The 26,303-nt window shown below is 69.1% G+C and carries 20 protein-coding genes and 1 tRNA gene; 15 read left to right on the forward strand and 6 right to left on the reverse strand.

Features of this window, described 5'->3' with window-relative positions; translation table 11 throughout:
- Positions 1-23 precede the first annotated feature (23 nt).
- Entirely contained in the window at positions 24-2,894 is a 2,871-nt protein-coding gene (locus FB561_RS06790) for a M36 family metallopeptidase (RefSeq protein ID WP_238334682.1), read from the forward strand.
- Between the two features lie 74 nt (positions 2,895-2,968).
- Here FB561_RS06790 and FB561_RS06795 read toward each other — a convergent pair whose 3' ends face one another.
- Together FB561_RS06795 and FB561_RS06800 are read right to left on the reverse strand one after the other, a co-directional pair.
- Entirely contained in the window at positions 2,969-5,371 is a 2,403-nt protein-coding gene (locus FB561_RS06795; protein ID WP_145804177.1) for a polysaccharide lyase 8 family protein, read from the reverse strand.
- Between the two features lie 90 nt (positions 5,372-5,461).
- Positions 5,462-6,670 (reverse strand): exo-alpha-sialidase, encoded by a 1,209-nt coding sequence (locus FB561_RS06800; RefSeq protein ID WP_170284589.1) that lies wholly within the window; start codon positions 6,668-6,670, stop codon positions 5,462-5,464.
- Positions 6,671-6,906: 236 nt separating this feature from the next.
- On the opposite strand from FB561_RS06800, the gene FB561_RS06805 reads away from it, so the two are divergent.
- The 9 genes from FB561_RS06805 (at position 6,907) to FB561_RS06845 (ending at position 17,187) form a co-directional block, all read left to right on the forward strand.
- A complete protein-coding gene (locus FB561_RS06805; protein WP_170284590.1) occupies positions 6,907-7,872 on the forward strand; it encodes an ABC transporter permease in 966 nt (321 codons plus the stop codon).
- On the forward strand, positions 7,869-8,816 hold the full coding sequence (locus tag FB561_RS06810; protein WP_238334683.1) for a carbohydrate ABC transporter permease: 948 nt from the start codon (positions 7,869-7,871) through the stop codon (positions 8,814-8,816). Before FB561_RS06805 ends, FB561_RS06810 begins: the two co-directional genes overlap by 4 nt.
- Before the next feature lie 53 nt (positions 8,817-8,869).
- Entirely contained in the window at positions 8,870-10,498 is a 1,629-nt protein-coding gene (locus tag FB561_RS06815; RefSeq protein ID WP_145804181.1) for an extracellular solute-binding protein, read from the forward strand.
- 33 nt (positions 10,499-10,531) lie between these two features.
- Entirely contained in the window at positions 10,532-11,806 is a 1,275-nt protein-coding gene (locus FB561_RS06820; RefSeq protein WP_145804183.1) for a sulfatase family protein, read from the forward strand.
- Between the two features lie 113 nt (positions 11,807-11,919).
- Positions 11,920-13,041, forward strand: coding sequence for an ROK family protein (locus FB561_RS06825; protein ID WP_170284591.1), 1,122 nt, complete (start codon positions 11,920-11,922; stop codon positions 13,039-13,041).
- 26 nt (positions 13,042-13,067) lie between these two features.
- Positions 13,068-13,664: a TetR/AcrR family transcriptional regulator gene (locus tag FB561_RS06830; RefSeq protein WP_145804187.1), complete on the forward strand. Its 597-nt coding sequence runs from the start codon at positions 13,068-13,070 to the stop codon at positions 13,662-13,664.
- Between the two features lie 28 nt (positions 13,665-13,692).
- On the forward strand, positions 13,693-14,037 hold the full coding sequence (locus tag FB561_RS06835; RefSeq protein WP_145804189.1) for a DUF6204 family protein: 345 nt from the start codon (positions 13,693-13,695) through the stop codon (positions 14,035-14,037).
- A gap of 94 nt (positions 14,038-14,131) precedes the next feature.
- Entirely contained in the window at positions 14,132-16,285 is a 2,154-nt protein-coding gene (locus FB561_RS06840; RefSeq protein WP_145804191.1) for a (Fe-S)-binding protein, read from the forward strand.
- Positions 16,286-16,383: 98 nt separating this feature from the next.
- A complete protein-coding gene (locus FB561_RS06845; RefSeq protein ID WP_145804193.1) occupies positions 16,384-17,187 on the forward strand; it encodes an SCO4651 family lipoprotein in 804 nt (267 codons plus the stop codon).
- Position 17,188: 1 nt separating this feature from the next.
- On the opposite strand, the gene FB561_RS06850 is transcribed toward FB561_RS06845, so the two are convergent.
- A complete protein-coding gene (locus tag FB561_RS06850) occupies positions 17,189-17,983 on the reverse strand; it encodes an SDR family NAD(P)-dependent oxidoreductase (RefSeq protein WP_238334684.1) in 795 nt (264 codons plus the stop codon).
- 111 nt (positions 17,984-18,094) lie between these two features.
- Here FB561_RS06850 and FB561_RS06855 point away from each other — a divergent pair, with 111 nt between their 5' ends.
- From FB561_RS06855 to FB561_RS06865, 3 genes are all read left to right on the forward strand, one after another.
- The gene (locus FB561_RS06855; protein ID WP_145804195.1) at positions 18,095-18,826 is read left to right on the forward strand and encodes a hypothetical protein; all 732 of its coding nucleotides are present in this window, start codon (positions 18,095-18,097) and stop codon (positions 18,824-18,826) included.
- Entirely contained in the window at positions 18,823-19,638 is an 816-nt protein-coding gene (locus FB561_RS06860; protein ID WP_145804197.1) for a DUF4097 family beta strand repeat-containing protein, read from the forward strand. The genes FB561_RS06855 and FB561_RS06860 overlap by 4 nt, the downstream gene beginning before the upstream one ends.
- 80 nt (positions 19,639-19,718) lie before the next feature.
- Positions 19,719-19,937, forward strand: coding sequence for a hypothetical protein (locus tag FB561_RS06865; RefSeq protein ID WP_145804199.1), 219 nt, complete (start codon positions 19,719-19,721; stop codon positions 19,935-19,937).
- Positions 19,938-20,040: 103 nt separating this feature from the next.
- Here the strand turns inward: FB561_RS06865 and dcd are convergent, their stop codons facing one another.
- A complete protein-coding gene (dcd, locus tag FB561_RS06870) occupies positions 20,041-20,616 on the reverse strand; it encodes a dCTP deaminase (RefSeq protein WP_145804201.1) in 576 nt (191 codons plus the stop codon).
- A 284-nt stretch (positions 20,617-20,900) separates the two neighbouring features.
- A complete protein-coding gene (locus FB561_RS06875; RefSeq protein WP_238334685.1) occupies positions 20,901-21,341 on the reverse strand; it encodes a MarR family winged helix-turn-helix transcriptional regulator in 441 nt (146 codons plus the stop codon).
- Between the two features lie 222 nt (positions 21,342-21,563).
- Between FB561_RS06875 and FB561_RS06880 the strand changes: the two genes are divergently transcribed.
- Together FB561_RS06880 and FB561_RS06885 are read left to right on the forward strand one after the other, a co-directional pair.
- Positions 21,564-21,637 (forward strand) — tRNA-Gly (locus tag FB561_RS06880).
- A 351-nt stretch (positions 21,638-21,988) separates the two neighbouring features.
- Positions 21,989-24,496 carry a polysaccharide lyase family 8 super-sandwich domain-containing protein gene (locus FB561_RS06885; protein WP_145804203.1) on the forward strand — a complete coding sequence of 836 codons (2,508 nt, stop codon included), beginning with the start codon at positions 21,989-21,991 and terminating at the stop codon, positions 24,494-24,496.
- A gap of 3 nt (positions 24,497-24,499) precedes the next feature.
- Here the strand turns inward: FB561_RS06885 and FB561_RS06890 are convergent, their stop codons facing one another.
- Complete coding sequence (locus FB561_RS06890) at positions 24,500-26,203, reverse strand: DUF8094 domain-containing protein (RefSeq protein ID WP_145804205.1); 1,704 nt, start codon at positions 26,201-26,203, stop codon at positions 24,500-24,502.
- Positions 26,204-26,303 lie beyond the last annotated feature (100 nt).

The following is a 26,303-nucleotide window of genomic DNA, read 5'->3' on the forward strand; positions in this document are numbered from 1 at the left end:
GGGGATTGCTCGCAGTCTCCGCCGTGTCTGCCACCGCCCTGCTGGCGGTAGCCGCCGGCGGCGGCGCCTCGGCCGCCACCACCGCGACCCCGGACCAGGCCCCCGGCGAGACCGGCGCGAAGTCGATCGCCAAGAAGGAGCGCAAGGGCAACTACGACGCCCGGACGCCGGACGCCCGCGCGACCTACGCCCGCGCCGCCAAGGTGGTCGGCAAGGAGACCGCGAGCTCGGCGAAGTTCCGTGACTCGCTCGGCACCCAGGGCATCGTGGACGTCGACGCGAACACCGGCACCCCCGCCCAGGTGACCAAGCTGAACGGCTTCCTCACCGCCGCGAGCAGCAAGAAGGCCAGCCAGATCGCGCTCGACTACGTGAAGGCCCACCCGGAGGTCTTCAAGCTCTCCGCGGCCGACCTCGGCACGCTCAAGCTGCGCCGCGACTACGTCGACGACCTGGGCACGCACCACATCTCCTGGGTCCAGGAGGTCGACGGGATCGAGGTTTTCGGCAACGGCCTGAAGGCGAACGTCACCAAGGACGGCAAGCTGATCTCGCTGCAGGGCGCCCCGATCGCCGGGCTCACCGCGCAGGCGAGGTCCCGCTCGGCCGCCCCGTCGGTCAGCGCCGACGGCGCCCGCTCGGCCGCGGCCGAGGACATCGGCGGCAAGGCGAAGGCGGCCAAGGCGAGCAAGTCCGGCGCGACCACCAAGTGGGCGAACGGCGACACCGCCAAGCCGGTCTGGTTCCACACCGCGAACGGCCTGCGCAAGGCCTGGACGACCTACGTCAACGCCGGCGGCTCGCTGATCTACAGCCACGTGATCGACGCCCAGACCGGCGGCCTGCTGTACCGCCGGGACCTGGTGGCCGAGGGCAACGGTGACGCGCTGGTCCAGGACAACTACCCGGGCGCGGCCAAGGGCGGCACCCAGCGGGTCGAGAACCTGATCTACAACAAGTGGCTGCCGAAGAACGCCAAGACGCTGCTCGAGGGCACCTCGGTGGCGGCCTGGGCCGACATCAACGACGACAACCAGCCGAACGCCGACGAGACCGTCAAGGTCCCGGGCACCAAGACCGGCGCGGAGTACAAGCTCACCAGCTTCCCGGACGCGTCGTCGTTCTGCTCGGCGGAGTTCATCTGCACCTGGGACCCGGCCAAGCCGAACTCCTGGCGCACCAACCTGAACCAGGACGTCACCAACGCGTTCTACCTGGCCAGCAACTTCCACGACTGGCTGGCCAAGCCGCCGATCAGCTTCACCAAGGCGGCCGGCTCGTTCGACGCCGACGGCGGCGACCCGGTGCTGCTGAACGCGCTCGACGGCGCGAACACCGCGAACGGTCTGCCGGACGCGAACCATGTCGACAACGCGAACATGTCCACCCCGCCGGACGGCACCCCGCCGACCATGCAGATGTACCTGTTCCACCAGCCCGGTGCGTCGGACGAGCAGGACCCGTTCGTGCCGAGCAGCTCGGGCAACGACGCCAGCGTGCTCTACCACGAGTACACCCACGGCCTGTCGAACCGCCTGGTCGTCGACGCCACCGGCAACTCGACGCTGAACAGCATCCAGGCCGGCTCGATGGGTGAGGCGTGGAGCGACTTCTACGCGATGGACTACCTGGTCTCGCACGGCCTGGAGAAGGACACCGTCGCCCCGGGCGAGGTGCTCGAGGGCAAGTACGTCGCGCACGGCGAGCTGTTCCGGACCCAGGCGATCGACTGCCGGGTGAAGGCCAAGGCGCCGACCTGTGTCGGCATCGACGGCTCGCAGGGCGGTTACACCTACGGCGACTTCCCGACCATCGGCGGGACGCCGGAGGTGCACTCCTCCGGTGAGGTCTGGGCGCAGGCCCTGTGGGACCTGCGCGAGCGGTTCGGCCGGGCGTACGCGCTCAGCCTGATCACCCGGGCGATGGAGCTGTCCGCCGCGGACCCGACCATGCTGGACATGCGGAACGCGATCGTGCAGGCCGACCTGGTCGCCTCCGGCGGCAAGAACGCGGGCATCATCTGGCAGGTCTTCGCGAACCGTGGCATGGGCTGGTTCGCCGGTGTGCTGGACGGCGGCGACGCGAACCCGGTCGAGGACTTCCACGTCCCGCCAACGGGCAAGACCACCAGCATCACCGGCCAGGTGACCGACAAGGACACCGGCGCCCCGGTCCCCGGCGCGCTCGTCTTCATCGGCGGCCACGCCTCCGGCTACGCGGGCGACTACTCCGCCGTGACCGGTGCCGACGGCAAGTACAAGATCGACGGCGTGCTGCCGGGCACCTACGGCAAGTTCGTCGTCTCCGGCGCCGGGTACGAGGTGCTGGGTGCTCCGCTCGCGGTCAAGTCCAACGGCACCACGGCGAACTTCTCGCCGCGGCGCAACTGGGCCGCGGCCTCCGGCGGCGGCACCGTGGCCAAGTTCAACGGGCCGGACTTCAGCCCGTCCTGCGGCCCGGACTACGCCATCGACTCCAGCCAGGGCACCGGCTGGGGCAGCACCACCGGTGACGACAACGGCACCCCGACGAACGTGATGGTCCCGAAGCACATCGACATCAAGCTGCCGTCGAAAGTGACCGTGACCAAGTTCTCGGTCGACCCGTCGAACACCTGTGGCGACCCGGGCTCGGCCTCGACCGGCAAGTACCGGATCGAGACCTCGGCCGACGGCACCACCTGGGCCCCGGCCCAGGAGGGCGAGTTCACCGCCGCCAACCGCGGCAAGTACACCGAGCTCACCCCGAGCGCCAACGCCACGAACGTCCAGTACGTCCGGTTCTGGATGCTCAGCCCGCAGGTCCCCGACTTCGCGACGAACTGCCCGGCCGGCGCCTACGGCGGCTGCCAGTTCACCGACATGACGGAACTGCAGGTCTTCGGCACCAAGTAACTCCGAACCACCCCGCGAGGGCCGGCCGAGCACCCGCTCGACCGGCCCTCGGCTTTGTCAGCGCAGGAATTCTGTCAGCGCAGGAAGCGCGCGACGAACGTCCGACCGGCTGACCCGGTCATGTCCACGGTCACGACCGCCGACCGTTCCCGGCGAGCCGCCCGGACCTCCGGATCACCGCCGAGGTACCGGCTGACCGGGACCGCGATCTCCACGGTGACGTCCCCGGTCAGCAACTGCGTCGGATCACAGACGCCGACGGTGAGGACGCCCCGCTGGGTGGTCACGACGACCGAGGCGGTGCGGTCGACGCGGATCCCGCCCACCTCGGGCGTACCGGGCTTCCAGACGTTGGCCATCGTCAGCCCGAGATCGCGTCGCGCCACCGCGTGCACATCCGGAGTGTTGGCCAGCACCTCGATCGCGCCGCGGCGCGCGAAGCGCTGCGTCTCCGCGGCCGATGCCCCCGGCAACTGCACGTACGCGTACCGGGCGTCGGTGGGATCTGTGCCGTGGTCGACCCACAGGGTCACGAACCGGCGGGTGTACAGCGCATCGTCCTCGTACACGCCGCGACGATCGATGTCCGTCCAGCGCCCGGAGCGGTCCTCGCGAAGGATGTCGACCGGCGTGCGTTCCGGGAACACGTATCCCCCGACCCGGTCGAGATGGGCCCAGCTCGCCGCGCGCCGGATCGGAGTACCGCCGGCCCCGAACGCGATCGGGCGGCCGTCGACCGTCAGCTGTGCTGCCCCGTTCTCGCCGATGGCGCGATTGTCGACGACGGTCTCGACGCCGAACCCGTCGGTACTCGAGATCGCCGACCCCAGGCACACCACTGCGTCGTCGACACAGAACCAGGACTTGTTCCCGCGCAGCGTCTGACCCTTCGGATCGAGCTGCATGCCAAGGGCGGCCCTGTTGTCGAGGACGGCACCGCCGGCCCAGTCGTTGAAGGTGTATCGCTTGACCCCAGCGGGAAGCGTTCGGCGATCTCGCGTGACCCCGGGGATCCGGTACCGATCCACGGTCGGCCAGTACCTGTCGGCCCACTGGCCCACCTGGCCAGGCACGTACACGTAGACCGCGCCCTCGCCGGTGTACCAGCCCTCGACGTTCTCCTTGTTCGCGGTCTCGAACGAGTAGATCGCGTGCCGGTCCATCGCGACGCTGTAGGCGAAGCCGGGCCGGCGATGCACCGCGCGAGCCATCGACGTCGCGACGCGGGTCGTCACCAGGGCGCCCGCCGCCGGGATCGAGGGGTCGGCCAGCACCGCGCGTCCCTGGGCGATCGAAGGCAGGCGCACCTGCTCGATCGGAACCGGGTCGTACTCGAAGAACGGGAGGAAGCTGTCCTCTCTCAGATGGCTCTTGACCTGCGACCGAACCTGCCGGGCCTGCTCCGCGGGAAGAGCGTCGGCCAACTGCAACAGCGTCGCGGACGTGAGCCGGCCGATGCGCTGGTCTGTTTCGTAGAAGCGGGACAACGCTCGCCCGCGGGTCATGTCCATGAACGCGCCCCGGTAGATCCACGGCAGGTAGTTGTCCTGCACCCAGGTGGCGATCCGCTCGACGGCGCCGGCGGTGAAGGCCCAGGGTGTGTTGCGGGCCGCGACCACACCGTAGGTCAGGTACTGCAGCAGGGAGACGCCGTAGCTGCCGTTGTAGGAGTAGTTGACGTGCTGGATGAAGCCGCCGTCGGTGTAGAAGCCGTCGCCGCTGGTGGAGTAGGTCAGCACCCCGGCCCAGGCGGACTTGGCGGCCCTGATCGTGCTCGCGTCCCGGCTCAGTGCGCCGCGCAGCAGGGTCACCGCCGAGGTCCAGTTCAGGTTCGCTCCGGTCGACGGTCCGGAGCCGATGTGGCGAGGATCCGGCAGGTACCGCCGAATGGCATTCATCGCCGTCGAGAGCTGGGCGGCGGACAGCTCGTCGTACAGGAGTACGCAGAAGTCGTTGAGGGCCAGCGGGATCCCGATCTGCCAGTCCCACCAGCCGCCGTACAGCTCGCTGACGCCGTACTTCTTCGCGAGGAACCAGTCCAGCGCGGACAGCAGGTCCGCCGCGAGCTTCGGATCACCGGCCATCGACGAGCCCGGGGACTTGAGCGCCAACGCCAGTTGCCGCAGCCGGCCGATGTTGTTGCGCTGCACGGCGGGAATGGTGGTGCTGTCGAGATCAGCCCACAGGTAGGTGCGATCGGGCGCGGTGTTCATCGACCGCCAGAGCTCCTCCGCGACCGCCGCGGAGTCACGCACGTACTTGGCCACCACAGGATCGCCGGGCTCCGAGACGACCAGCGTCGCCAGCCATTGCAGTCGCAGCGTGTCGAAGTCGCTGCTCGCGGCGGCCACCCCCGCTTGCCCTGGTTGCGCCGGTTCGGCCCGGGCGACCGCCGACGCGCTGAGGTACGCGGGGATGACCGCCGCGGTGCCGAGCAGCACCTTCCGTCGGGAAACACCGGATTCTGAGTCGGACACGAGTGCACCTCACTGGTGGTCGTCGATGCTGGGTAAGGCCCCATCGAATCCGGCTGCGCTGGCAGCAGTCAAGAAGCTAATACGGATTAGCTAACGCTTCGCTAGATCGAGTACGCCGAGCATGATCTTGTTGCCATCCGGCCGGACGTTGGCCATCGTGGTCACCAGCCGGCGGGGTCCGGCCAACTCGATCGACCCCCAGAACCCGGTACCCGGCAGGAACGTCACGGGGTCACCGAACTCGCGAGCCTCCCGGTCGCCGAGCCGGAGGTACTGCCGGGAACCCTGGTTGTAGGCGAGCACCGATTCACCGGACGGGAAGCGGGCCAGATACGGACCCGCCCCCAGGAACAGGTTGTCCTGGCGATCCGCGGGCCCGGGTTCGTTCATGGCCAGCTTGTCGGGCCAGTTCCTCGCGGTGTACGCCAACGAGATCATGTACTTCCCGTTGGCGAGGTGGGACTCCATCGCCAACGCGATCCGCCCGTGCGGCCGGATCTGCAGCGCGCTGGGCATCTGGTCGGTGAACATCCGCACGCCGGTGTCGGTGGTGCGGGTGTACTGCTGCGCCACCCGATCGGCGGCGTACGGGTACTCGCGGACGTGTGGAGTCCACGTCCGTCCCCGGTCGCGGGACCGGATGATCCCGACACCGGTCGAGCCCTTGGTCTTCTCGACGGCCATCTTCGGCGCGCTGTGGGTGAAGTAGACCTGGACCTCACCGCTGTCGGTCTGGTGGACGAACGGCTCCCAGTTCGCGCCGGTGTAGATCACCTGCTCCGCTTGCCAGGTACGGCCGTGATCGACACTGCGGCGCAGGACCAGCCCGTCGAGGTCCATGGCGGTACTGAAGTGGAGGTTGGACCGGAACGAACACACGGCCAGGACGTCGCCGTTGTCCAGGACACAGCCGTCGGCGGTGGCGAAGCAAAGGTCGTCCGCGCCGTCGAGGATCTTGCGCGTCGCGAACAACAACCGCGGCTTGTCCCAGGTCTTCAGATCACGACTGGTCGTCCAGTAGACGCTCCAGGAGTGCTGAGAGCTCTGGTAGAAGAGGACGAACCGGCCGTCCCGCATCTTCTTGATCCGGGGGTAGTGCGCGGTCTGGGTGCCGAGGAAGTCGGCATCGAGTTCGAGATAGCTCGTCGGGTCCAGGTCCAGCGCTGGTGCGCGGTGGAGGGACCGTGGTCCGGCTGCTTGCGCCGAGGTACCGGCGCCGGCGACGACGGTCGCGCCGACGGCGGCGACCGAGCCTGCGAGCAAGTGACGTCGAGCGATCCTGCGTTCGGGTGACAGCATTCCTGGCCTCCTGTCAGAGGTGGTCCACGGGAGTGGGCGAGCTGTTCGGGCGACGTGGGCCCATCGCGTCCGCATCTTATCAAGCGCGTATTAAAAATATGCCCTTGACAAATTATTGGCTGCGATGCAAATCTCGTCCTGGCTGTCCGGACCGGGAGCCCGTAGCGAGGGCTCCAGCAGCGACCAACCGACCTTTTCCCCTGTACACACAGGGGTTTCACACGATGGGTTTGTCCATGGAGCACACAGCGAGCGAACGGCCTGCCGCGCGCGGGGCCCGACGGCGGCGATCGTTGTCGTTCGGTGCGCGACTGCTGCGCGACTATCCGGTGCTGGTGCTGGCGATCCCGGGGATGCTGATCATCCTCGCGTTCCAGTACTACCCGCTCTACGGCAACGTCATCGCCTTCCAGGACTTCCAGCCCTACCTCGGGATCGGCAAGAGTCTCTGGAACGGCGTGCAGAACTTCGCGGTCGTCGGCAACGGCGATCCGGAGTTCCTGAACGCGGTCAAGAACACGCTGATCCTGACCCTGATCCAGACCGTGATCGTGTTCCCGGCGCCGATCGTGGTCGCGATCACGCTGCACACCCTGCTGTCGAACCGGCTCCGGCAGCTGGTGCAGTCGATCCTCTACCTGCCGCACTTCATGTCCTGGGTGATCGTGGTCGCGATCTTCCAGCAGGTGCTCGGCGGCACCGGCATGATCAACAACTGGCTCCGCAGCCACGGCCTGGACCCGGTGCACATCATCGGCAACGCCGAGGCGTTCCGGGCCCTGCTCACCTCGCAGGTGATGTGGAAGGACACCGGCTGGGCGACGATCCTCTTCCTGGCGGTGCTGTCCCAGATCGACCGCTCGCTCTACGAGGCCTCCGCCGTCGACGGGTCGAGCCGCTGGCAGCAGATCCTGCACGTCACCCTGCCGGGCCTGCGGCCGATCATCATCCTGCTGCTGATCCTCAAGCTCGGTGACTCGCTGTCGGTCGGCTTCGAGCAGATCATCCTGCAGCAACCAGCGGTCGGTACCGAGGCCAGCGAGGTGCTGGACACCTACGTCTACAACAACGGCATCCTCGGCGGCGCCTGGGGAGTCTCGGCGGCGGTCGGGCTCGTGAAGGGGCTGATCGGCCTCGCGCTGGTCCTGGCCGCCAACAAGCTCGCCCATCGGCTCGGCGAGGAAGGGATCTACCGCGGATGACAACCCTGGCACCGGTCAAGCCCTCGACCGCTCCTCCCACCGGACCACGCCGGCAGGCCGTGATCGACGGTATGCCCCGGCCGGGGATGCCGGAGCGGATCGTCAAGGGGATCTTCCTGACCGTGATCAGCGCGCTGGTCGTGGTCCCGTTCGTCGCGGTGATCTCGACCAGTCTGGCGACGCCCGAGGAAGTGAACCGGGCCGGCGGGTTCGTGCTGTTCCCGAAGCACGGCATCGACCTGTCGGCGTACCGCTCCATCTTCGCCGGCGGGACCGTCACTCAGGCGCTCCTGGTCAGCGGCTTCGTCACCGTCGTCGGGACCACGATCTCGCTCGTGTTGACCTGCACACTGGGCTGGGCGCTCAGCCGGCGCGGCACACTCGGCAACAAGCCGCTGCTGATGCTGGTCCTGGTCAGCCTGCTCTTCAACCCGGGCCTGATCCCGACCTATCTCGTCGTGCAGCAGTTCGGCCTGCTGGACAGCCTGTGGTCGGTGATCGTCCCGACCTGTGTCAGCGCGTTCAACGTCATCGTGGTGCGCTCGTTCTTCACCGGTCTGCCGGCCGAGATCCTCGACGCCGCCCGGGTCGACGGGGCGTCGGAGTGGAAGATGTTCCGCCACATCGGGCTCCCGCTGTCCAAGGCCGTCGTGGCCGTGGTCGGCCTGTTCTACGGCGTCGGCTACTGGAACAGCTTCTTCAGCGCGCTGCTCTACCTGAACGACTCCGCCAAGTGGCCGCTGCAGCTGGTGCTGCGGACCTACGTCGTGAACGGCGTCGAACTCGGCGGCCAGGACCTCGGCATCGGATCCGAGTCGCTCCCGCCGCAGACGACGATCCAGATGGCGATCCTGATGATCTCGGTCGTCCCGATCCTCTGCGTCTATCCCTTCATCCAGCGGCACTTCGCCAAGGGCGTCCTGACCGGCGCCGTGAAGGGCTGACGAAACTCCGCAGCACCCTGTCCCGCTCCTTCACCGTGGAAGGTCTGACCATCATGCCGAAGTTCGATTCACAGCCGTTGTCCCGCCGGACGGTGCTCGGAGCCGGCGCGGCGCTCGCGGTGTCGGCGACCGTGACCGGTTGCTCCAACGCCGGCCGCGGCGGTACGTCCGGATCCAACGACTCCGCCGCGAAGGCGAAGGTCCGGCCGGCCTACGTGCGGTACGACGGCGTCAAGGCCGACCTGCCGGGCGAGCCGTACGGCATCCCCGACGGGTTCCTCCGCTACCCGGCCGACCCCGTGCAGGCGATCACCGAGCCGCCGGGTGACGGCAAGCCGATCGAGGTGATGACCAGTACGAACACGCCGATCCCGCCGAGCCTGCCACAGAACGCGTTCTGGCAGCAGTTCAACGAGCGGGTCGGGTCCCCGGTGCGGCTGAATCTCACGCCGTCGGTGGACTACAGCCAGAAGTTCGCCACGGCCGTGGCCGGCGGCACCCTCGGCGACCTCTTCTCGATCGGCAACATCCCGCAGAAGCCGCAGATGCTCGCGGCCAAGGCCGTTGACCTGACCCCGCACCTGTCCGGCGACAACATCAAGAAGTACCCGTACCTGGCCAACCTGCCCGAGACCAGCTGGAACGCGGCGATCTTCGATGGCAAGATCTACGGCGTCCCGATCCCGCGCGGCGCGATCAGTTCCGAGGTGCTGTACGCGCGCAAGGACATCCTGGACGCGCAGGGTCTCCCCGCCGAGCTGAAGAGCGCCGACGACTTCGTGCAGCTCTGCAAGGCCCTCACCGACAAGCGGAAGAACCGGTTCGCCCTGGCCGATCTGCCCACCGGGTTCGTCCGGAACATGTTCGGGATCGCGAACTCCTGGAAGGAGGCCGACGGCAAACTGGTCAGCGGCTTCGAGGATCCGGCCCAGCAGGAAGCCCTCGCGCTGGTTCAGCAGCTGTGGAAGTCGGGCTACGTTCATCCCGAGGCGTTCACCAGCCAGAACCAGGACCGCAAGACGCGGTTCGGCAACGGCACCGGCCCGTTGGTGGTGGCGACCTTCAGCGGGTGGCCGACGTACCTGCAGACGATGGACGAGGAGGCGGAGATCGCGATCATCCCCCCACCGGCGCACGACGGATCCGGCGACGGCCACACCTGGCTGGGCGCCCCGACGCTCTCGGTCACGGCCGTCAGCAAGTCGGCCGAGGACCGGGTGGAGACGATGCTGGCGTACCTGAACTACCTGGCCGCTCCGTTCGGGACGAGCGAGTACCTGTTCCGCAAGTACGGCATCAAGGGCATCGACTACCAGGTGCGCGACGGCGACCCGGTGCTGACGAAGAAGGGCTTCAGCGAGACGCAGCTCGCCCTGCAGTACCAGGCGGACGGGCCGTGGGCGATCTTCCTGCCTGAGCGGAAGGGCAGTACGGAGGCCTGCTTCAACGCGATGAAGGAGATCTGTCCCAAGGCGCTGGCCAACCCGGTCGACGGTCTGTACTCCGAGACCAGCAGCCGGAAGGGTGCGCAGATCAACCGCGACATCACCACGGTGTCCGAAGACATCATCCAGGGCCGCAAAAAGGTGTCCGACTGGGCGCCGGCGGTCAAGAAGTGGAAGAGCGCAGGCGGCGACAAGATCGCCGAAGAGCTGAACGCGGAACTCAAGTCGTCCCGCTGACCGGCGGGTCCGTCCAGGAGGAGCAGCCCGAAGATGAGCCGACCGAACATCGTCTACTTCCACACGCACGACACCGGGAGATACATCGAGCCCTACGGTGCGCCGATCCGGACACCGCGGTTGCAGGCGTTCGCCGAGGAGTCGGTGGTGTTCCGGAACGCGCACTCGGTCGCGCCGACCTGCTCGCCCAGCCGGGCCGGACTGCTCACCGGACAGTGGGCGCACAGCGCGGGAATGCTGGGCCTCTCCCATCGCGGGCATGAGCTGAACGACTACGACCAGCACCTGGTCCACACGCTGCACCGGCACGGGTACACGTCCGCGCTGATCGGCGTCCAGCACGAAGCCAGTGGCCCGGAGGCGGCGACGCGGACCATCGGGTACCACGAGGAGCTGCCGACGGCGGACAGGCTGGCACCGGCCCGTCGTGAGGCCGCGGTGAGTTATCTGCGGCGGCCTCACGACCAGCCGTTCTTCCTCTCGGTCGGCCTGCTGGAGACGCACACCATGCGGGACACCGAGTGGCTCTTCGGGCACCCCGCCGGTGACGAACGATGGACCGCTCCGGCGCCGACGATGCCGAACGCAACGGCCACGCGGCGCGACATGGCGTCGTTCCACGCGGCCGCCGACCAGGTGGACCGGACGCTCGGCGCGGTGCTGGACACGTTGCAGGAGCAGGGCCTGGCCGACAACACCATCGTCCTGGTGACGACCGACCACGGCCTGGCGATGCCGGGGATGAAGTGCACGCTTGGCGCGACCGGCACCGGGGTGATGATGATGCTGCGCGGGCCCGGTCTGCCGAGTGGTCTCGCTGTCGACTCGTTGGTCAGCCAGGTCGACGTGTTCCCGACCCTGTGCGAGCTGCTCGACATCGAGCCGCCGTCGTGGCTGCAGGGGCGTTCGCTGCTGCCGACGCTGGAGGGCCGATCCGTGCGGGACGAGACGTTTGCCGAGATCACCTACCACGCCGCCTACCAACCCCAGCGGGCGATCCGTACCGACCGGTGGCTGTACATCCGGTCGTTCGACGACCAGAGCCGGCCGAACCTCGAGAACGTGGACGCCTCGGGCAGCAAGACCCTGTGGGTGGAGGCCGGCTGGGCAGAGCAGACGGTACCAGGCGTCCGGCTGCACGACCTGATGTTCGACCCGCACGAACTCCGCAACCTGGCCGGCGACCCGACGGTGGCGACGGTTCAGGCCGACCTCGCCGAACGACTCGACCGCTGGATGCTCGAGACCGGCGACCCGCTGCTGCGCGGCCCGGTCCCGCCGCCGGTGCCGGACGGGCAACCGGCCTGAGCCGGCCGACGGCGTCGTTTCTCCCCGCCAGCACCTAGGATTGAACGGTGGCTTCCGGCACGGTGCGGACTGAGCTCATGGTGCGTCAGCGGAACGCGACGGCCTCAGCGATCATGCGTGCGATCGTCCGCGAGGGCCCGGTCGGCCGGAAGGAGCTCGCGTCGGCCACCGGCGTCACCTTCACCACGATCACGAAGACCGTGACCGAGTTGATCGAGCTCGGCGCCCTGACAGAGGCGGCGCCGTTGACGCCCCGAGGCGCCGGACGTCCCGTCGTACCGCTGGACGTCCCGGACAAGCAGCGGCTGGTGGTCGGCGCCCACCTGCACCCGGAAAGTACGTCGTGCGGGGCGTTCACCTTGCGGGGCGAGCGGATCGCGTGGCGGACCGCGCCGGCGAGTGGGCGCGACCAGCACGAGCGGATCGAGGAAGCGGCGCGGCTGATCGACGACGTGGTGACCGAGGCCGGTGCCGCGGCCGTGCTCGGTGTCGGGGTGACCACGCCCTGGGCCGAGGTTCACCACGCGCAGCCGCCCCCGCTGGTGGCGGACGTCGATCGCGACGAGCTGCGGGACCGTCTTCGGGAGCGGCTCCGGCTTCCGGTGCGGGTGGAGCCCAACGTTCGCGCGCTGGCCCTGGAGCACTACTGGTGGGACGGCGCCGGCGACGACGTCCTCACGGTGCTGGTCGGACGCTCGATCCGAGTCGCCCAGCTGCGCGGCGGCGAGCTGGTCGGCGACGGGCCGGATGCCGGTGGTCTGGTGTCCCACCTCGTCGTCCCGGGATCCGAGTACCCCTGTGACTGCGGACAGATCGGCTGCGTCAAGGCGACCTGTACCGACGACGCGTTGCTGCGGCGCGCCGTCGAGGCCGGCCTGCTCCCGGCCGGTGCCTTGCAGCGCGACCTCTACCCAGACGAGGACACGGAGCCGTTGCGGCAACTCCGGACGGCCCGGGCGCAGGATCTCGGTCGCGTGATCCCGTTGATCATCAGCCTGGTCGCCCCGGCCGAGACCACCATCCACGGCCGGCTGGGCACGCCCGAAGAGATCTCGACCTGCGTCGACGCGATTCGCGTACGGCACCGCGAGCTGGTCGGGCGGGACGCGAGCGTCCGGTACTACGAGAGCCGCTCCTTCAACTGGGCCCACGCCTCCGCGGCCCTCGCCCTGGACCGGTACCTCGCGTCCCCCCTCGAGCACGAGACGGACAGGGCCTCGCGACAGACCGGGTGAGGCCGTCGCGGGCCTAGGCTCGCGTCATGAGTGAGCGCGTACCGCGGGCGGAGACTCAGGCGCGGACCCGGGAGCGGTTGCTGTCGGCGGCGGCCGGGTTGTTCGCCGATCGTGGGGTGAACGGCACGTCGATCGAGCAGATCGCGGAGCGGGCCGGGTACACCCGGGGCGCCTTCTACGGACACTTCGCCGGGAAGCCCGAAGTGGTCGCCGCGTTGCTCGCCGAGCGGACGCGGCACGAGTACGACGAACTGCGTGAGCTGCCGGCGGATCGCCTGCGGGCGTGGCATCAGGAGAGGTCCGCGCACACCCCCGAATGGCTCGCGCTCCGGCTGGAACTCCTGCTGTACGCCGCGCGCGAGGGCACCGAGGTTCGGACGGAACTTCGGGACCGGGAACGGTTCGCCCGACAGGCCCACGAAGGCTGGCTGGCCGAACTCTTCGCCGACGGATCCGCTCCCGCCGACCTCGACCAGCTCGCGCTCATCGTGCATGCGCTGGAGGACGGCCTGCTGATCCAGCGCGCCCTCGATCCCGACGCCGTCCCGCCGGAGGCCGTCGTCGACGCGGTGACCCTGCTCGCGCGGGCGTGGGTCGCGCTGGCCCGAAATCCGCAGGACTGAGGCGGCTCACTCAGATACAGTCCTGGATATGAATTCCGAGGTACGCACCTTCCGGGTCATCGTGCGCGGCGAGTTCCGTGATCTGAGCGAGGCGCAACGCGACCGGCTGCGGGCGGAGCTGGACCAGCACGACCTGCTGACGTCGGGCTATCCCGAGAGCGGCAGCCTCAGCTACGACGCCGAACTGCGGCCCTTCACCGTGCGATGCCAGGTGGTGCAGCCAGCGGATCGGCCGGACCAGGAGGCGACCGACACCGGCACACTCGTCGCGATCGAGCTGCTCGAGCGGGCGGAACTCGGGTACGACCGGCTGCGGACCAGCGCGACCTGCCTCGAGGACGTCAAGGTGAACCGGCCGAAGGCGCGCCGCTGACCCGTGGTACCCGGAGAAGTGAGACGGAACACGCGGGCGTGATGAGGCCGACACCGACATGACTCACCGGTAACCAACCAATACCATCGCTGGTATGCAGATCCTCGCCATCGTCGTCTCGCTGGCCGTCGCGGCAGTCGGGATCGCGCTGTTCGGCAAGACGATCGGGCACATGGTGTCCGTGGTCAAGCTGGGTCAGCCGGTCAGCCGGACGGACAACCCCGGGCAGCGTACCGCCACCCTGGCCAAGGAGACCCTCGGCCACACCCGGATGTTGCAGTGGAGCCACATCGGTGTGCTGCACTGGTTCGTCGCGTTCGGCTTCATCGGGTTGTTCCTCAGCCTGGTGACGGCGTTCGGCCAGCTCTTCGACGCGCACTTCGCGTTGCCGGTGATCGGGCACTGGTTCGTCTTCGAGTGGGTCAGCGAGTTCCTCACCTGGACCGGGCTGCTGTCGATCATCGGGCTGATCGCGATCCGGCTGACCCAGCTGCCGAAGGGCGAGAACGCGCGGTACAGCCGGTTCTTCGGGTCGCGGGCCTGGCAGGCGTACTACGTCGAGTACACGATCCTCGGCGTGCTGGTCTGCATCCTGTTGCTGCGCGGCCTGGAGTACGAGCTCGGCGCCGGGTCGAAGTTCCACTTCCCGACCACGTTCTTCGTCGGCGAGGCGCTGTTCGGCGGGCTGAGCGAGTCGGGCCTGGAGACCGCGGTCTACCTGGTCGCGATGGTGAAGATCCTGATCTCGTTCGCCTGGATGATCACCATCTCGCTGAACGCGACGATGGGCGTGGCCTGGCACCGCTTCACCGCCTGGCCGAACATCTGGTTCAAGCGCAGGGCCGACGGCGGGACCGCGCTCGGCGGGCTGCAGCCGATCATGGTGAACGGCGCCCCGATCGACTTCGAGAACATCGAGGAGCTGGACGAGGACGCCGCGCTCGGGGTCGGCAAGGTCGAGGACTTCACCTGGAAGGGCCTGCTCGACTTCACCACCTGTACCGAGTGCGGCCGCTGCCAGTCGCAGTGCCCGGCCTGGAACACCGAGAAGCCGTTGTCGCCGAAGCTGGTGATGATGAACCTGCGCGAGCACGCGTACGCCAAGGCGCCGTACCTGCTGGCGAGTGACGACGACGAGCGCAAGTCGCTGCCCGAGCTGGTGCTCGCCGAGCAGGACAAGCCGCTGGTCGGTCCGGCCGATGCCGCCGTGATCGACGAGGAGGCGCTGTGGGCGTGTACGTCCTGCGGCGCGTGCGTGCAGCAGTGCCCGGTCGACATCGAGCACGTGGACGCGATCATGGACATGCGCCGGTACCAGGTGCTGATCGAGTCGTCGTTCCCGTCCGAGCTGAACGGGCTGTTCAAGGGCCTGGAGAACAAGGGCAACCCGTGGAACATGAACCAGTCCGGCCGGATGGACTGGGCCAAGGACCTGCCGTTCGAGGTCAAGCAGGTCGGTACCGACGTGGAGACGCTGGCCGAGGTCGAGTACCTGTTCTGGGTCGGCTGCGCGGGCGCGTTCGAGGACCGGGCGAAGAAGACCACCCAGGCGGTCGCGGAACTGCTCAACATCGCCGGCGTCAGCTTCGCCGTCCTCGGTGACGGCGAGACCTGTACCGGCGACCCGGCCCGGCGGGCGGGCAACGAGTTCGTCTTCCAGCAGCTGGCGATGCAGAACGCCGAGGTGTTCCAGGAGACCGGCGCGAAGAAGGTCGTCTCGACCTGCGCGCACTGCTTCAACACGCTGAAGAACGAGTACTCCCAGCTCGGCGTGGAGCTCGACGTCATCCACCACACCCAGTTGCTGAACCGGCTGGTCCGGGAGAAAAAGCTCACCCCGGTCGCGCCGGCCGACAGCACGCTGAACGGCCAGAAGATCACGTACCACGACCCGTGCTACCTGGGCCGGCACAACCAGGTGTACGACGCCCCGCGCGAACTGCTCGACATCATCCCGGGCGCGGAGTACGCCGAGATGCCGCGCAACCAGACCAAGTCGTTCTGCTGCGGGGCGGGCGGCGCGCGGATGTGGATGGAGGAGAAGCTCGGCAGCCGGATCAACCTGAACCGGACCACCGAGGCGGTCGAGACCGGCGCCGACAAGATCGCCACCGGCTGCCCGTTCTGCCGGGTGATGCTGTCCGACGGGCTGACCGCCAAGCAGGCCGACGGCTCGGCCCGCGAGTCGGTCGAGGTCGCCGACGTCGCGCAGCTGCTGCTCGCCTCGGTGAAGCGCGGCGAGAGCTGACCTACCACCAACGCTGCAACTAGCTGCAAGTCTCTTCCCTGGCAGGGGTTCCGGGCCGTAGGATCCGACGGCTCGGTTCACCTGGGGAGGATGAAGTCGTGAGGTTCCGTCGTCGGGCGACAGCTGCCGTCGCCCTCCTGCCGCTCGCACTCGGACTGGCCGCCTGTGGCGGCGAGCCCAAGCCGACCGGTTATCTGCCGTCCGCACCGGTCGAGTCGTCGACCCCGTCGAAGCCCGCGGTCGCGAAGCAGCAGGCCCTCCAGCCGGCCACGCAGCTCAACCGGGTCACCTTCCTGCCGGCGATGAAGGGGGCGTTCGCCCGGCAGAAGGCCTGGCGGACCACCGGCACGATGACCGCCGGCGGCGAGACGCTGATGACGATGAACGGGTTCCAGCAGGCCGAGCCGCTGGCGATGTCGATGGAGATGAGCGGTGCCGCGTTCGACGGCGCGAAGGCCAAGGTGGTGATGGCCGGCGGCAAGCTCTACCTGTCGATGCCCGGTGTCACCCCGGCCGGCAAGTACGTCGCGCTCGACCTGGACGACGCGTCGCTGGCCAAGTTCACCGAATTGGCCGCCGGCGCGGACCCGACCAAGACGTTCGCCGCGTTCGACAAGTCGCTGATCAACGCGAAGTTCGTCCGCACCGAGACGATCGCCGGCCGCAAGCTGGACCGGTACGCGGTCACCGTCGACACCGCGGGCGCCCTGAAGGCCCAGGGCAAGGCGGTACCGGCCGGGGTGCCGAAGACGCTCACCTACGACCTCTGGCTGGACTCGTCCCGGCTGGTCCGGAGGCTGTCGTTCGACCTGCAGGGCGTGAGCATGGTGATGACGATGGACGAGTTCAACAAGCCGGTCACGATCAAGGCCCCGCCGGCGAGCAAGATCGTCACCCGCTGACCTACCTGAGGTACGAGGCGCCGTTGAAGTCGAGGACGGCGCCGGAGGACCACCCGGATCCGGGCGCGGCCAGCCAGTGGATCGCCGCGGCCACCTCGTCGGCGGTCGCGACCCGGCCGAACGGGCTCTGCGCCCGGATCGCGTCGCCGCCCGGACCGTCCAGCCCCTGCGCGACCATGTCGGTGGCGATGAACCCGGGCGCGATTGACGTCACCGTGATGTCATGCGGCGCCAGCGAGACCGCCATCGACTGACCGAACGCGTGCAGCCCCGCCTTCGAGGCCCCGTACGCCGAGACGTCGGGCTCACCGCGATACGCCCCGCGGGACCCGACGTTGACGATGGCGCCGCGGCGCACCCCCTCGGCCGGGTCCGTGTCGAGCATCTGCCGGGCGACACACCAGGTCAGATGGGCCGCACCCTCGAGGTTCACCGCGAGCGTCCGGCGCCACGCGGCCACCCAGTCCTCGTACGACGTCTCGGCGAGCGGGTGCCCGATCCGGCGGGATCCGGCGACCGGGTCGTCGACGAACAGCGCCGCGTTGTTCACCAGGACGTCGATCCGGCCGAGCGCGGCCACCGATTCCTCAACCAGGGAAGGGATCGCGTCCGCGTCACCGAGGTCGGCGGCGACCACGGCATGCCCCTCACCAGGGAGCTCGCGCCGGACCGCCTCGGCCTTGTCGACGGCGCCGCGGCAGTGCAGGACGACCCGGTCGCCGCCGGCGGCGAACACCTTGGCCACCTCGGCGCCGACACCTCGCGAGGCACCCGTGACGAGTACTCCTCTGGACACGCTGATCCCCTCTCCTCGACTGCCCCCATTCTGCCCGTGACGGCACCACGACAACGCGATGACATCAGAAGGGGTTGACAGTGACGTCATCATGACGTCATGCTTGCTGTCATGGAACTTGACCACTACCTCGAGTCGGTCCGCCGCAGCGTGCAGAACGCCACGGCCCTGGCCGACGACCAAACTCGCTCCGTGGCCGAACGCCTCGGAGCCACGCTGGATGACGCGGGCCGGCTGGCCCTCATCTCAGCCCTGTCCGACGCCGCCGGGGAGATCAGCCGTGAGCTGTCGCCCGGATCGGTGGAGCTCCGGATGGCCGGCGGCCGTCCCGAGTTCGTGGTGACGCCGGCCCCGAGCCAGCTCACCGGTGCGGACGACGACGTGGAAGACGACACCGACGAAGAGCCGGCCGCGGAGGACCTCGCGCCGGACGCCGACGAGCCCACCGCCCGGGTCACCCTGCGGCTGCCGCTGTCGGTGAAGAACAAGGTCGACGAGGCCGCCGCGGCCGAGGGCATCTCCTCGAACGCGTGGCTGATGCGCACCGTGATGACCGCCCTGTCCGGCGGCCGCGGTCGCCCGCCCCGGCCGCCCCGCCCGCCGCGCGGACCACGAGGTGGCGTGTTCGGCCCGGAGGGCGCACTCGGCCCGGACGGACCGTTCGGCCCCGAAGGTGTGTTCGGCCCGGACGGCGTGTTCGGTCCCGACGGACCGTTCGGCCCCGAAGGCGTGTTCGGTGACCGGGATCGGGACCGCGGTCGCGGCCGGGACCGGGGACACGGCCGGGACCACCGCCGCGGTGGCCGCGGCCCGGGTCAGCGGATGACGGGGTGGGCCCAGTGAGCGGCTACGCGACGCACCTGGCCGACGAGTTCGACCGGGTCCGGATCGAGATCGGCTCCGGCCTGGTCGAGATCGTGCCCGGCGACGAGAGTCGCGCCGAGCTGGAGGTCGACAGCGGCGAGGACGGCGACGTCCGTTTCGAGGTGGTCGACGGCGAACTGATCGTCGACGGCCCGCGCAACGTCCGTCGCGGCCCGGAGATCCAGGTCCGGATCCAGACCCCGAAGACGCTGGACGCCCGGGTCAAGACCGGTTCGGGCGACATCACCGGCCGATCCGCACTGGGCGAGGTCCGACTGTCGACCGGGTCCGGCGACATCCAGCTCGATCGGGTCGAGGGCAGCCTCGGCGTGGGCACGGGCAGCGGTGACGTCAGGATCGGCCACGCGGCCGGTGACGTCCGGGCCAGGACCGGCTCCGGCGGGGTGAACATCGGCGAGGCCACGGGAGCGGCCGCATTGTCCACCGGCTCCGGTGACGTCCGGGTCGGCGACGCACACGGCCGGACGACGATCAAGGTGGGTTCCGGTGACATCACCATCGACCGGGTGCTCGACCACCTGATCGCCACCGCCGGCTCCGGCGACGTCCGGGCCGGACTGGCCGACGGGCCGAGCGTGCAGGTCATGACCGGTCGGGGCGACGTCCATGTCGGTGTACCGGACGGGCTGCCGGCCTACCTCGATCTGAAGACCGTCACCGGACAGATCCGGTGCGACCTGGAGCCGGCCGACAAGCCGGCCGAGGACGAGCGCTCGATCTTGCTGCGGGCACGGACGACCTCGGGCGACATCACCGTCATCCGGGCCTGAGGCAACGAATTCGGCGGGTGCGGGGCTTGTGCCCGCCACGGGATACACCGACACGGTGAACGACCAGAGGGGAGAGCACGATGATCACGGAACACCAGGAGATCGCGCGGTACCAGGTCGCCGAGCAGCTGCGCGCGGCGGAGGCCCGCGCACTGCGCAAGGCGGATCGGGCGAGCCGGCCGGAGGAGGCGCGGGTGAGCGCGCCGCGACGGGAAATCGCCGGCGCCCTGCGCCGGCTCGCCGACCGCCTCGAACCCCAGCCCCGGCACCGCCGGGCCGGCCTCTCCCTCGTCCGCTGAGGGCGTGGGCATGACCGGCCAGTCGCTGCTGAGCGTGCTGTACCGCCTCGGCCTGGTCACCAGGAAGTGACGCACCGGGCCGAGGCGGACGGCTCCCGCCCGATCAGATGTCGGTGCGGTGGAAGCTCCGGTACGAGCGCGACGGCGTCGGGCCACGCTGGCCCTGGTAGCGGGACCCGTACTTCTCCGAGCCGTACGGGTGCTCGGCCGGCGAGGACAACCGGAAGAAACACAACTGGCCGATCTTCATCCCCGGCCAGAGCTTGATCGGCAGGGTGGCCACGTTCGACAGCTCCAGCGTGACGTGGCCGGAGAAGCCGGGGTCGATGAATCCCGCGGTGGAGTGGGTGAGCAGGCCGAGCCGGCCGAGCGAGGACTTGCCCTCCAACCGGGCCGCGACGTCGTCGGGCAGCGTGACCTGCTCGTACGTCGAGCCCAGCACGAACTCGCCGGGGTGCAGGATGAACGGTTCCTCGCCCTCCGGTTCGACCATCCGGGTCAGGTCGGGCTGTTCCTCGGCCGGATCGATGTGCGGGTACTTGTGGTTCTCGAACACCCGGAAGTACCGGTCCAGCCGTACGTCGACGCTCGACGGCTGCACCATCGCAGCGTCGAAGGGATCCAGCTGGACCCGCTTCGCGTCGAGCTCGGCCAGGATGTCACGGTCGGAGAGCAGCACGGACGCACGTTACCGCAGCACACCGCTTCCGGCGCACTCCCTGCCTACCACGTGCTACCCGTACCGCTTCCGCTGCCACGCCGCTCGGGACACCGGCCGGCGGTTCCGGGGTGGTCCCCGGCCCGCGGCCGATCAGCCCGGCGGCCCGTCCCAGTCGCCCCCAGCGACTCGGTGTCGTCGTCCGGACCCCTCAGCCATCCGGAACACGCCACACCTACGGGCCGTCGGCAACAGCCTCTCCTCCCAGGCGCCACCGGCCACGTCGCGGCCGGCCGCCCGCCGGCCTAACCGGCCAGCTTGTTGAACTTCGAGACCTGCGTCGCGAAGGTCTTCACCTGCGTCGGGGACCAATCCTTGAGCAGGTCCTCGATCACCTTGTGCCGCTTCTTCCGGGCCGCCGCCAGCTTGCGCCGGCCACTCGCCGTCAACGTCAGCAACGTCGCCCGGGCGTCGGACTTGTCCGCCGCCCGCTTGAGCAGACCCTCTTCCTCCAGTCGCGCGCAGGCCCGGCTGACCGGACCCTTGTCCACCTCGAGAGCCGCCACCAGATCGGCCATCCGGACCGGTGCCAGTTCCTCGACGTGGTTCAGCAACGCGTACTGCGCCGGCTCCAGGTCCGGGTGCGCCTCGTCGGACAGCGTCCGCTGCAGACCACGCAGCCGGCGCGCCATCGTGACGAGCTCCCGTTCCAGGTTGTCCAGCGCGTCGTTCGTGTCAGTTGCCACCTCTACACCCCTTCTTTGCAGTTGCCCCGCAACCATCTTGTCCGGTCCTGGCAAGGACCGCATCCTCACGTTGCGTCGAATGTTGCCCCCGGCAACGCGTTCTAATCTGCCAGAGTTCGGGCGCTGTGCCCAGCCCTCGGGCAGGCTTTGTGGAAAACTGCCCATTCACCCCCTGTGCAAACAACCCCGGGGACCGGGTATGATCCAACGCGTCGCTGTTCCGCGGGTGTAGTTCAATGGCAGAACATCAGCTTCCCAAGCTGACAGTGCGGGTTCGATTCCCGTCACCCGCTCCACTTGTCCGAACATGTGGTGCGGACCGGTTCGAGGGCGCCTTCCCGATGGAAGGCGCCTTTTCACTTTGGTCACTGTGCGCCGACCCGCCGGCGCTTTCTGCGAACCTCGACTGGTCCCGGCCGTTTGATCAAATCCCGCCCGGGGTACGCACCGCCGCCAACTGCATGCCTTAGGCAAACGATCGTTCGATCGGGCCGGCGCTCGGGCGACCCTGGGGCCTCGCCGCGGTGCCGATGAAGCCGATGAAATCTGTCAACTCGGCAATCAACCTGTGGCAAACGGTTGCCGACAGATAGTTTCGACTGATTGACTCGGGTGGTGAGGTTCTTCCCTTTCGCCCGGGAGTTGTCGTGGAGCTCAGTCGCCGCCGCCTGCTGTCCTTCGTCCCCGCCGCCGCGCTGCTGACCGCAGTGCGACCGGCTGTCGCCCAAGCCGGACCCGCCGACGTGGTCCGGCAAGCCGCGGAGAGTTCGCGGCTGCTGGACAACCTGATCGCGATCTTCGCCGGGACGCCCGAGGTGAACGCGCGTCCCGAGGTCGCCGCCAAGCTGACCGCGCTGGACAAGACCGCGCGGACCTGGCTCGCCGCCCTGGAAGGTGCCGGGAGCACCGAGGTGTTCGCCGGCCTGCCCCTCGGCACCAGCGACCCCAACCTCAGCGCGACGTACCAGCACCTCTACGAGATCGCGCTCGCGTACCGGCGGCCCGGACCGGCGTCCGAGTTGCAGGGCGCGGCCGAGGTCCGGACGAAGGTGCTCGACAAGCTGGCGTGGTTGCACGCGAACTACTACGGCGACCAGGCGAAGGGGTACTACGGCAACTGGTTCACCTGGGAGATCGGCATCTCCACCTACGCCGGCCGGACCCTGGCGCTGCTGGACGCGCCCACCGACCTGGTCACGCCGTACGTCGCCTCGATGGACGCGTACCTGCGCAACGGCACGAACGGCGACGTGAACCTCGACTCGCGGTTCCACACCGGCGCGAACCTCGCGGACATCACCACCAACCGGGTCGTCCAGGGCGCCCTGCTCGGCGACGACGCGCGCGTCCGCAAGGCGCTGCAGGACCAGTTCACCGTGTTCGCGACGGTCGACCCGTACAACCTCCAGCACGGCGTCACCGACGGGTACTACGCGGACGGTTCGTTCATCCAGCACAGCTCGGTCGCGTACACCGGGTCGTACGGCAAGGCCCTGCTCAGCCGGGTCGTGCAGACGATCAAGGTGCTCGACGGCACCGAGTACGCACGCAACGACGACCTGGTGAAGGTCGTGCAGGGCTGGGTGGAGACCGGGTTCGCACCGTTGATCTTCGAGGGCTGGATGCTGGAGATCGTCAAGGGCCGGGCGATCTCCCGGACCGCGACCGGGTACGACGACGTGGCGGTCGTGGTCGAGGCGATCGTCGACCTGTCCGACTACGCCACCGGGACCGACGCGGACCGGCTCCGCTCGTACGTGAAGTTCACCGCCCGTCCCACCCTGAACCCGGCCGGCTTCGTCTCGCCGGTGAGCGTGGCCCGGTTCGCCGACATCGTCGCGGACGCCTCGGTCGAACCGGCGGACCTCAACCCGGCCGCGACCAGCGTCGCCTTCAACGCGATGGACAAGACGGTGCACCGCCGGCCCGGGTACGCGTTCGCGCTGGCCCGGAACTCGAGCCGGATCAGCAAGTACGAGTACATGAGCAACGAGAACCTGTTGCCGTGGTTCCAGGGCGACGGCGCGTACTACCTGTACCTGTCCGGCCTGGACCAGTCCCTGTCGTACGGCGTCGACTACCTCACCACGGTCTCGCCGTATGGGCTGGCCGGGGTCACCGCGCCGGTCGAGCAGCGCAAGTCGATCCCCGAGTTGTACGGGAAGGCCTTCTACGACAACGCGGACCACCCGCTGAACTTCACCGCGTCGTCCGAGTCGCAGAACACGTACGTCTACTTCCCGCGCGGCACCAACCAGTACTCCGGCGGTGCGACCCTCGACGCGTACGGCGCGGCCGGGTGGGTGCAGTCGGACGACTACGCGTACGCGAACCGCAAGAAGCTGCCCGAGGACTTCGTGGTCTACCGGAACGCGTCGGCCACCAAGTCCTGGTTCCTGCTCGACGACGAGATCGTGGTCCTCGCGGCCGGCGTCGGCGACTCGGCCCGCGCCGTGACCACCACGATCGACGCCCGCCCGTCCCTCCCGGCCGACACGGTCACCCTGGAAGGCGTACTCCGCGACGGCCGCCCGTGGTCCCGCGGTACCGGACCGTCCGACCTCAAGTGGCTCCGCTACACCCGGAACGACACGTCACTCGGCTACTACTTCCTCCAACCGGCGAGCCCCACGGTCGACCTGACCCTGGTGACCAGGAGCCGCCGGGTCGTCCGGGTGAGCAACCCCGACACCCAGGTCACGCGCAACGTCTTCAGCCTCACCCTGGCCCAGCAGGCCGGCCGCCAGACCTCCCACGCGTACGTCCTGGTCCCCCACGCCACGACCGCCCAACTCGCCGGCTACCGCGCGGTCCGGGTCCTCACCAACACCACCCGCGCCCAAGCCGTCCACCACACCACCCTCGGCCTGACCGCGGCCAACACCTTCGCCCCCGGCCCGCACGTGATCCCGGGCCTCATCATCAACGGACCCGCCTCGGTCATCCACCAGGCCGAAGGCCGCCACGTCAAGGTCGCCGTCTCCGATCCCACCTTCACCCGCCGGGACATCACCGTCTTCGTCCCGGCTCGCCGCCTGACCCTCGTCACCCCGACCCCCGGCATCCGAGTCACCCCGACCCCGGTAGGCACCCACATCACCTTCACCACCCACCAGACCCACGGCCGCACCCTCACCGCGGACCTGCGCGGCTGATCGTCAGCTGCCGCCGGCGCCGACGAGTTGGCTGTCGAGGGAGAGGATGCGGATCTTGCCCTTGCCCTTCGGGGGGATGACCAGAGCGGCCTGGTGGAGGTGGTCGCGGGTGAGGTTCTGGGTGTACTTCACGTAGCTGCTGAAGGCGGTGACGGCGCCGCTGGTCCAGTAGGCGTTGGAGCCGGGCTCGACGTTCTGCAGGTACTGCTCGGTGAGGGCCAGGAAGACCAGGGCGCTGCCGTCGGTGGTGATGAAGGTGAGCGGGTCACCCGAGGTCCGGAAGGTGTCGACGACCGTGGAGATGTAGGTCTCCTTGGTGTCGGCCGCCTTGCTCTTGGCCCGGGCGTTGAGCAGGTTGATCGTGCCCGGGGACGGGGTGAACAGCGCGGCCTTCGGTGAACGGGCGCCCTCGGAGAGGTACGTGGCGAGGTTGTCGGCGGCGGACTTCGGCAGGCTGGCGAGCTTGGCCCAGTCCGCCTTGACCGGTTGCCGCAGCCCTTCGACCGACGGCACCTTCACCGTCGTCGCCGGGTAGACCGAGTACGTCACGACCCAGGGGGCGCCCGCGTTCTCGCGCTCCCAGACGCCGAGCTGACGGGTGTCCGCCGCACCGGAGACGCCGGAGCTGACCACGAACCGCATCGGGTACTTGCCGTACCGCGGCGCGCCGATCTTCGGCTCGGTGAACGTGAACGGCTTGGACTTCTCCTTGCCGGCCGCGTCCAGTTTGCGGCCGATCTTGAACCCGGCCCGGCTCATCGACAGCGTCGGCTCCGCCTCGACCGTCTCGGAGAGCTTCGCGTCGCGGGCCTGGTTCGCCTTGTTGTTGACGTCGGTGTACCGCTTGACCGCCGCCTGGCCGTCGGCCACCGTGACGGCGGGCCGGGTGGCCGCCTTCGGGCTCACGTTCTTCTCCGGGACCGCCGCACAACCAGTTGCCACGAGCAACAAGGAGACCCCGGTCGCGGCCAGCGCGGTCCGCCGCATCGGGCCACCCTGGTGCTGCTGCGGGGCCTGGTACGCCGGCGCCTGGAACTGCTGATTCGCGTACTGCTGCTCGTACTGCGGGACGGTGGGCACCGGCACCGGCGTACTCGGACGGCGGCGGCGCAGGAAGATCAGCAGCAGCCCGACCACCAGCAGCACCAGCCCGGCGAGGAACACCAGCAGGCAGGTCACGAACAACCCCTCCAGCTCCACGCCGAGGGTCACCCGCGCATCCGTGCCGGGCGTACCGTCCGCGTTCATCACGACCACGCTGTACGCACCGTCGGCCATCGGCCAGGCGATCGACTGCTCGCCGGCGCCGGTCGCCTTCGCGCTCCACCAGTCCAGCCCGGCCGGCGGGTTGAGCTTGGCCGCGTCGCCCTTCATCTCCTGCGTCTCCAGCTTCGGCGGCACCTCGAGCCGCACCACCCGCGTGTATGCCGAGCCTTCGAGGTAGCTGGACACGTCGAGTTCCTGGCCGATCCCGACGAACACCGGCTTCGCGCTGTCGGTCGCGGTGACATGCAGGGTCGGACCGTGCCGGTCGAGCAGATCGGGCGCGGTCGCGATGGCGGCACCCTTGCTCACCAGGTGCTGCGCACCGGTGTCGACGGTGTTGTCAGGGCCGACCAGCCAGAACGCGGCGACGGCTCCGGCGAGCGTCACCGCCAGTCCGGCGAGGGCGAGCAGCAGGCCGAGAAGGACGCGGACGAATCGCATTGGAAGGTCTCCCGTTGGTACGTCGGGCCGACCCAGGGCGGAGGGCCGACCGGCACAGACCCTAGCGAGCCTGAGGTGTCATCCCGCCGGCCGCCCGTCG

Origin of the sequence: Kribbella amoyensis, assembly GCF_007828865.1 — a bacterium.
Classification (GTDB): domain Bacteria; phylum Actinomycetota; class Actinomycetes; order Propionibacteriales; family Kribbellaceae; genus Kribbella; species Kribbella amoyensis.